This is a genomic window from Novosphingobium sp. CCH12-A3 (assembly GCF_001556015.1).
Lineage (GTDB): Bacteria > Pseudomonadota > Alphaproteobacteria > Sphingomonadales > Sphingomonadaceae > Novosphingobium > Novosphingobium subterraneum.
Genome location: NZ_LSIA01000083.1, coordinates 1 through 6439, shown reverse-complemented (window position 1 = coordinate 6439; position 6439 = coordinate 1). Strand labels below are relative to the sequence as shown.

Annotated in this window: 6 protein-coding genes; all 6 read right to left on the bottom strand. The window is 65.2% G+C overall.

The features are described from left to right. Positions 1–896, bottom strand: an 896-nt coding sequence (locus AX703_RS06615; RefSeq protein ID WP_197423632.1) for a copper resistance protein B, incomplete at its 3' end; no start/stop codon positions are given. Next, a complete protein-coding gene (locus tag AX703_RS06610; RefSeq protein ID WP_062343367.1) occupies positions 893–2599 on the bottom strand; it encodes a copper resistance system multicopper oxidase in 1707 nt (568 codons plus the stop codon). The genes AX703_RS06615 and AX703_RS06610, both read right to left, overlap by 4 nt. Positions 2600–2624: 25 nt before the next feature. Further along, positions 2625–3650, bottom strand: a complete 1026-nt coding sequence (adhP, locus tag AX703_RS06605; protein ID WP_004212676.1) for an alcohol dehydrogenase AdhP — start codon at positions 3648–3650, stop codon at positions 2625–2627. Between the two features lie 25 nt (positions 3651–3675). Next, a complete protein-coding gene (locus AX703_RS06600) occupies positions 3676–5196 on the bottom strand; it encodes an aldehyde dehydrogenase family protein (protein ID WP_015449264.1) in 1521 nt (506 codons plus the stop codon). A gap of 252 nt (positions 5197–5448) precedes the next feature. Continuing rightward, positions 5449–5778: a hypothetical protein gene (locus AX703_RS06595; protein ID WP_062343365.1), complete on the bottom strand. Its 330-nt coding sequence runs from the start codon at positions 5776–5778 to the stop codon at positions 5449–5451. Between the two features lie 149 nt (positions 5779–5927). Continuing rightward, positions 5928–6329 carry a hypothetical protein gene (locus tag AX703_RS27810; RefSeq protein WP_061934281.1) on the bottom strand — a complete coding sequence of 134 codons (402 nt, stop codon included), beginning with the start codon at positions 6327–6329 and terminating at the stop codon, positions 5928–5930. Between the last annotated feature and the right edge of the window lie 110 nt (positions 6330–6439).

Genomic DNA, 6439 nt, shown 5'->3' with positions numbered 1-6439 from the left:
CGCTCCCAGACGAAGCCGATATAGGGCGCGAACTTGCGCGACACCTCGTAGCGCAACCGTCCGCTCAGCTCGACATTGCTGAAGCCGCTGCCAAGCTGCCGATCTCTCGACCGCTTCGAATAGATATTGGTCTCTACCTGCGGTGTGAGGATCAACCGATTGGTGAACAGGACCTCATAGGAGGCCTTGGCGCGCGCCGCGAGACGCCCATCGGTCCCTACATAGCCGGTGAGCTGGACGTCGAACCAATAAGGCGCCAGTCCCTCGACGCCGGCGGCCAGCCATGTCGTCGCGCCCTTGCCGAGATCCTGCCTGACCCCGAGCAGCGTGCCCCAGAACGGGTTCTTGCTGTGCCACCACAGCGCCTCGACGCTGCTCTCCGGATCGAGACGTTGGTCGCGGGAGTTCTTGAGGCCCTGGCTGCGCAGCCAGAGCTTGTCATTGTCCTGACCCTTGGTGACGAGCACGGTCCAACCCACGCCCTGACCCTCGTTGCCGCTGGCGAATTCGAGCTCATCGACAAGTATCTTGGGGATCGAGAGCTTGTCGGCCATCTCATAGCCCGGCAGCGTCGAGTTGCGATAGCCGTCGGCATAATCGTCCGAGTTGCGCGCGTCCGGCGGGGCCTTGCCACCCTGCATCGAGCCCATGTCCATCGTGGCGCCGTTACCGGACGCCTTCGTGTCGGTCATATCCATGCCCGGCATGTCCATGCCCGCATGGTCCTGAGAGCCTTGCGCGGAAGGGGTGTGCTGAGCGGGAGTGGCCGTTTGGGCAGGGGTGGCGGCGGGCGACGGGGGCGAGGCATCCTGCGCGAGGGCGGGAGCCGTGATCGCCGGCGCCAGGAAGAGGGCAGCGCCAAGAGCGATGCCGCGCGAGGGGAAAATCCGGATCATGCGACCACCACCTCCCGGAACATGCCGGCCGCCATGTGATAGAGCAGATGGCAGTGGAAGGCCCATCGGCCCATGGCGTCGGCGGTGACGCGGAAGCTCACCCGCTGGGCGGGCTGGACCACGACCGTATGCTTGCGGACCTGGAAGGCGCCGTCCGGGCCTTCGACATCGCTCCACATGCCGTGCAGATGCATCGGATGCGCCATCATCGTGTCGTTGACGAAGGTGACGCGCAGCCGCTCGTTTGGCTTGAAATGAAGCGGCCTGGAATCGTTGAGCTTGATGCCGTCGAGCGACCAGATGAACCGTTCCATATTGCCCGTCAGATGCAGCTCGATGTCGCGCTCGGGCTCGCGCGGGTCGGGATCGCCGCCCGGCGTGCGCAGATCGGCCAGCGTCAGCACGCGCCAGCCGCGCCCGCGCAGCCCGGCGCCGGGATCGTCGAGATTGGTGCGCGGATAGTCGACGCGCATGTCGGTATTGGCGCCATATTCGGTGCGGGCGTGCCGTGCCCTGGCCGGCATCTCGGTCATGCCGTGCCCGGCATGCGCGTCGCCTCCCATTGCGCCCATCGTCGCCATCGCGCCCATCATGTCGACCGGCTCGAGCCAGGTCCGGGCATCGAGCGGCGGCACGGCTGCCGCCATGCCCGGGGCCGGTGCGATCGTGCCACGCGCATAGCCGCTCCGATCGATCGCCTGCGCGAAGATGGTGCGGGCGCCGCCCTCGGGCATGGTGAACTCGACGTCGTAGGTCTCGCCCGGGCCGATCCGGAATTCCTCGACCGTGACCGGCTCGACCGGCTGCCCGTCGGTCGATACGACCGTCAGCTCGACCCCGGGGATCCGCACGTCGAAGAACGTCGCCGTCCCCGCGCCGACGAAGCGCAGGCGCACGCGCTCGCCGGGCGCGGCGATACCGGTCCAGTTGCCGGCGGGCGGCGCGCCGTTCATCAGATAGGTGTAGGTCGCGGCAGAGACATCGCTGTAGTCGGTCGGGTTCATCCGCGAGCTGTTCCACATCCGCCGCCGCTCGAGCGCCTTGCCCAAGCCCATGGTGCCGACATCCTTGAGGAAATCGCCGGCGGTCGGCTGCGCAAAATTATAGTAGCTGCTCTGCTTCTTGAGATTGAGGAAGATCTGCAGCGGCGGCTCGTCCGACCAGTCGCTGAGCACGATGCAATAGTCGCGATCGGGCGCCCGCGCCGCCGGCGCCTGTTTCGGCTCCACGATGATCGCTCCATAGAGTCCCGTCTGCTCGGCGAGCGTGTGAGCGTGATACCAGTAGGTTCCGCTCTGGCGGACCTCGAAGCGATAGGTGAAGGTCTCGCCCGGCGCGATGCCGGCAAAGCTGATGCCGGGCACGCCGTCCATCTCCGCCGGCACGATGATGCCGTGCCAATGGATGCTCGACATCTCCTTGAGGCCGTTGCGCACACGGAGCGTGACCGTGTCGCCTTCGCGCAGGCGCAGGACCGGCGCGGGCACGCTGCCGTTCACGGCGGTCGCGATACGGCGTTTGCCGGTGAAGTTGACTGGCAGCTCGGCGATCTCGAGGTCGAACTCGGTCCCGCTAAGCTCGGCGGGCGAGACTGGGGCGGATCGCGCGAGAAGCGCCGGGGCGAAGCCGGCAACCGCGCCGCCGATCGCCAGCCCCTGGACGAAACGGCGCCGCGCGATCGGCCGGATATGTAAGGGAGACATGAACTGTACTTTCGCGAAGTCGGCTTCAGGCGAGGTCGAGGACGATCCGGCCCTCGATGTCGCCATGATGCATGCGGGAGAAGACGTCGTTGATGTTCTCCAGCTTGTCTGCATGGACCGTGGCCTTGACCTTGCCCTCGCCGGCGAACGCCAGTGCCTCGAGCAGATCGAGCCGCGTGCCGACGATCGAGCCGCGCACGGTAATGCCGTTCAGCACGGTGTCGAAGATCGACAACGGGAAGTCGCCCGGCGGCAGGCCGTTGAGCGCGACCGTGCCGCCGCGCCGGACCATGCCGAGCGCCTGCTGGAACGCCTTGGGCGAAACGGCGGTCACCAGCGCCCCGTGCGCGCCGCCAATGGCTTTCTTGAGCGCTGCCGAAGGGTCCTCGTTGCGCGCGTTGACCGTCAGTGTGGCGCCAAGGCGTGTAGCGAGGTCGAGCTTGCTATCGTCGATGTCGACCGCGGCCACATTGAGACCCATGGCTCGGGCATATTGCACCGCCATGTGGCCGAGCCCGCCAATGCCGGAGACGACCACCCACTCGCCGGGTCGGGCCTCGGTGGCCTTCAATCCCTTGTAGACGGTGACGCCCGCGCAGAGGATCGGCGCAATGTCGAGGAAGTCGACATTGTCGGGAAGGTGACCAACATAGTTGGGATCGGCGAGGACATATTCGGCAAAGCTGCCATTGACCGAATAGCCGGTGTTCTGCTGTTCGTGGCAAAGCGTCTCCCAGCCACCCAGGCAATGCACGCAGTGCCCGCAGGCGGTGTAGAGCCAGGGCACACCGACCCGGTCGCCTTCCTTCACATGGGTGACGCCGGCACCAACGGCGGCGACATGCCCGACGCCCTCATGGCCAGGAATGAAGGGCGGGTTGGGCTTGACCGGCCAGTCCCCTTCTGCCGCGTGCAGGTCGGTATGGCACACGCCGGTTGCCGCAATCTTGACCAGGACCTGCCCGGGGCCGACCGTCGGGATCGGCGCGTCCTCGATGACCAGGGGCTTGCCAAATTCGCGGACGACCGCCGCTTTCATGGTTTTCGCCATGTCCGTTTCTCCTTTGAGCGAGGGGTCAGAATAGGCCGAGCGCGTGCTCGTCATAGGAGACGAGCAGATTCTTGGTCTGCTGATAATGATCGAGCATCATCCGGTGGTTTTCACGCCCGAAGCCCGATGCCTTGTATCCGCCGAAGGCGGCATGGGCGGGGTACTGATGATAGCAGTTGGTCCAGACCCGCCCGGCCTCGATCGCGCGGCCGAGCCGGTAGGCGGTGTTGCCGCTCCGGGTCCAGACGCCCGCGCCAAGACCGTAGGCGGTGTCATTGGCAAGTGCGATCGCCTCCTCGACCGTCTTGAACGTGGTGACCGACAGGACGGGACCGAAGATCTCCTCCTGGAAGATGCGCATGTGGTTCTGACCCACGAACACGGTCGGCTGCACGAAATAGCCCTGGTCGAGCGCACCGCCCGGCAGCGCCCTGGCGCCACCGACCAGACACTGCGCGCCCTCGGCCTTGCCGATATCGATATAGCCCAGGATCTTGTGGAGCTGGTCCTCCGACGCCTGCGCGCCGACCTGGACCGACGGGTCGAGCGGATCGCCCTGGCGGATCGCGGCGACGCGCGCCACGGCGCGCTCGATGAAGCGGTCGAAGATCGACTCATGGATCAGGGCGCGCGACGGGCAGGTACAGACCTCGCCCTTGTTGAAGGCGAACAAAGTAAAGCCTTCGAGCGCCTTGTCGAAGAAGGCATCGTCCTCGTCGAGCACGTCCGCCATGAAGATGTTGGGCGACTTGCCGCCAAGCTCCATCGTCTGGGGGATCAGATGGTCCGCCGCGGCGTGCATGATCTGCTTGCCGGTGACGGTCTCGCCGGTGAACGAGACCTTGGCGATGCGCGGATTGGCGGCGATCGCCTGGCCAACGGTCCGTCCCGGGCCGGTAACGACATTGAGCACGCCGGGCGGCAGGATGTCGGCGGTGAGCTCGGCGAACATCAGCAAGGTGAGCGGCGTCTGGGATGCGGGTTTGATGACGGTGCAGTTGCCCGCCGCCAGCGCCGGGGCGATCTTCCACGCCGCCATCAGCAGCGGGAAGTTCCACGGGATGATCTGGCCGACGACGCCGAGCGGCTCGCGGAAATGATAGGCGATGGTGTCCGCATCGATCGTCGAGATGCCGCCTTCCTCCGCCCGGATGCAGCCGGCGAAGTAGCGGAAATGGTCGATCGCGAGCGGCACGTCGGCAGCGCGCGTCTCGCGGATCGGCTTGCCATTGTCGATCGTCTCGGCAAGTGCCAGCAACTCCAGATTGTCTTCGAGCCGGTCGGCGACGCGATTGAGAATCCTGGCGCGTTCGGCGGGCGCGATCCTTGCCCATTGATCCTTGGCGGCGTGCGCCGCATCGAGCGCGCGCTCGACATCTTCCGGCGTCGACAGCGCGAACTCTGCGATCTGGGCGCCATTGATCGGGCTCGTGTCGGCGAAATACTCGCCGCCCGCAGGAGCGCTCCAGCGGCCTCCGATGAAATTATCATAGCGGTGTCGGAAGGAGGCCGCCGCGTTAATGGTCCCGATCGCCTTCTCGAACATAACCTGACTCCATCTCTATCGATGGCCTGACGGAGTAATCTCTTTGCCCGGGTGGCCTATAAGTAAGTTCCGCAGAAGGTAGTCTGGTATCGGGGTCGCGGGCTTGAGGGTCAGACACGCCAACAGAGCCGATGACTATTCATCGACTCCTGAACGTATTCGCGCACGCCTGATCGGAATTATGCCGAGACAGGCGTTACTCGGCCGAGTCTTCTTTTGGCGAGGGCGGCGCTTGGCATTCCAATTCTGGCGTTACGCCCGGACGCGCTTTAGGCTCACCCAATCGCCTTTCTGAAGCGTCCCGTCCCTCACGCGGAAATGAGCATAATGGTCGTCGAAAATCTGGTCGACTTCGACATGACCGACAAGGCGGCGGTGGCGCGGCGTTGCGTGATAGACTTCGAGTATCTGCCCGATGTGCGCGCCATCGGCCTTGCCCAGGCAGGCCACTGTGCCGCCCGCATCCATACGGACGATCTTGCCGCGCATGAACAAGCTATGGCCGATACCCTGTGCGAGGAGCGGCGTGCTGCCAAAGAGCAGAAAGCCAATAGCAGCACCGACGCCAAGATGATTTCGCATCGCTGTTTCCTCTGTCACGTCAGACGCTCGGACCCGGTTTTGAAGGCCGGGAGCACGGGGCGACGCTGGGCATCGTCAAAGAACTGGCCCGCCGCGGGGGCGGCGGCGGGCCCTCAGCCCCGGGGGGTGTTTTATCGGGGCTGGAAACTTCACATGTCGCTCATCGGCTTGTCGGCCATGGGCTTGGCGGTCTTCTTCTTCGCCGCCGGCTTGGCCTTCTTCATCGGCATCTTGCAGCAGCCACTCTTCGCCTTACCGGCCATGCCCGAGCCGTTCGATGCAGGCGAGCCGCCGGACATGCCGGCCATCCCCGACATGCCCTGTTGATCCTGCTGGGCCGGTTGCCCCTGCTGCTTCTGCGCGCCGGCCTGATGATCCTTCATCATCTGATCGTGCATCTGCTGCCCGCCATGATCCATGCCCTGCTGGTGGGCATGGGCCGGCGCAGTCTGCGCGGGCGCGGGCGTCGACTGGGCGAGAGCGGTGCCGGCGGCGAAGGTTAGCGTCGCGAAGAGGCTGACGGTCGCCGCTAGAAATGTCGTCTGTCGCATTGAGGGTCTCCGAGTGTTCGTCCTGTTGCCCGATCGACGTTCCGATCCCGGCAATTCCGAAGCTTCAATGCTGCTAGCGAGACGCAGTCTGTATACGTAAGTTACGAATC

Coding starts and splice junctions, on each gene's coding strand:
- AX703_RS06595 (WP_062343365.1), bottom strand. CDS start 5,778: ATGCGAAATCATCTTGGCGTCGGTGCTGCTATTGGCTTTCTGCTCTTT.
- adhP (WP_004212676.1), bottom strand. CDS start 3,650: ATGGCGAAAACCATGAAAGCGGCGGTCGTCCGCGAATTTGGCAAGCCC.
- AX703_RS06610 (WP_062343367.1), bottom strand. CDS start 2,599: ATGTCTCCCTTACATATCCGGCCGATCGCGCGGCGCCGTTTCGTCCAG.
- AX703_RS06600 (WP_015449264.1), bottom strand. CDS start 5,196: ATGTTCGAGAAGGCGATCGGGACCATTAACGCGGCGGCCTCCTTCCGA.
- AX703_RS27810 (WP_061934281.1), bottom strand. CDS start 6,329: ATGCGACAGACGACATTTCTAGCGGCGACCGTCAGCCTCTTCGCGACG.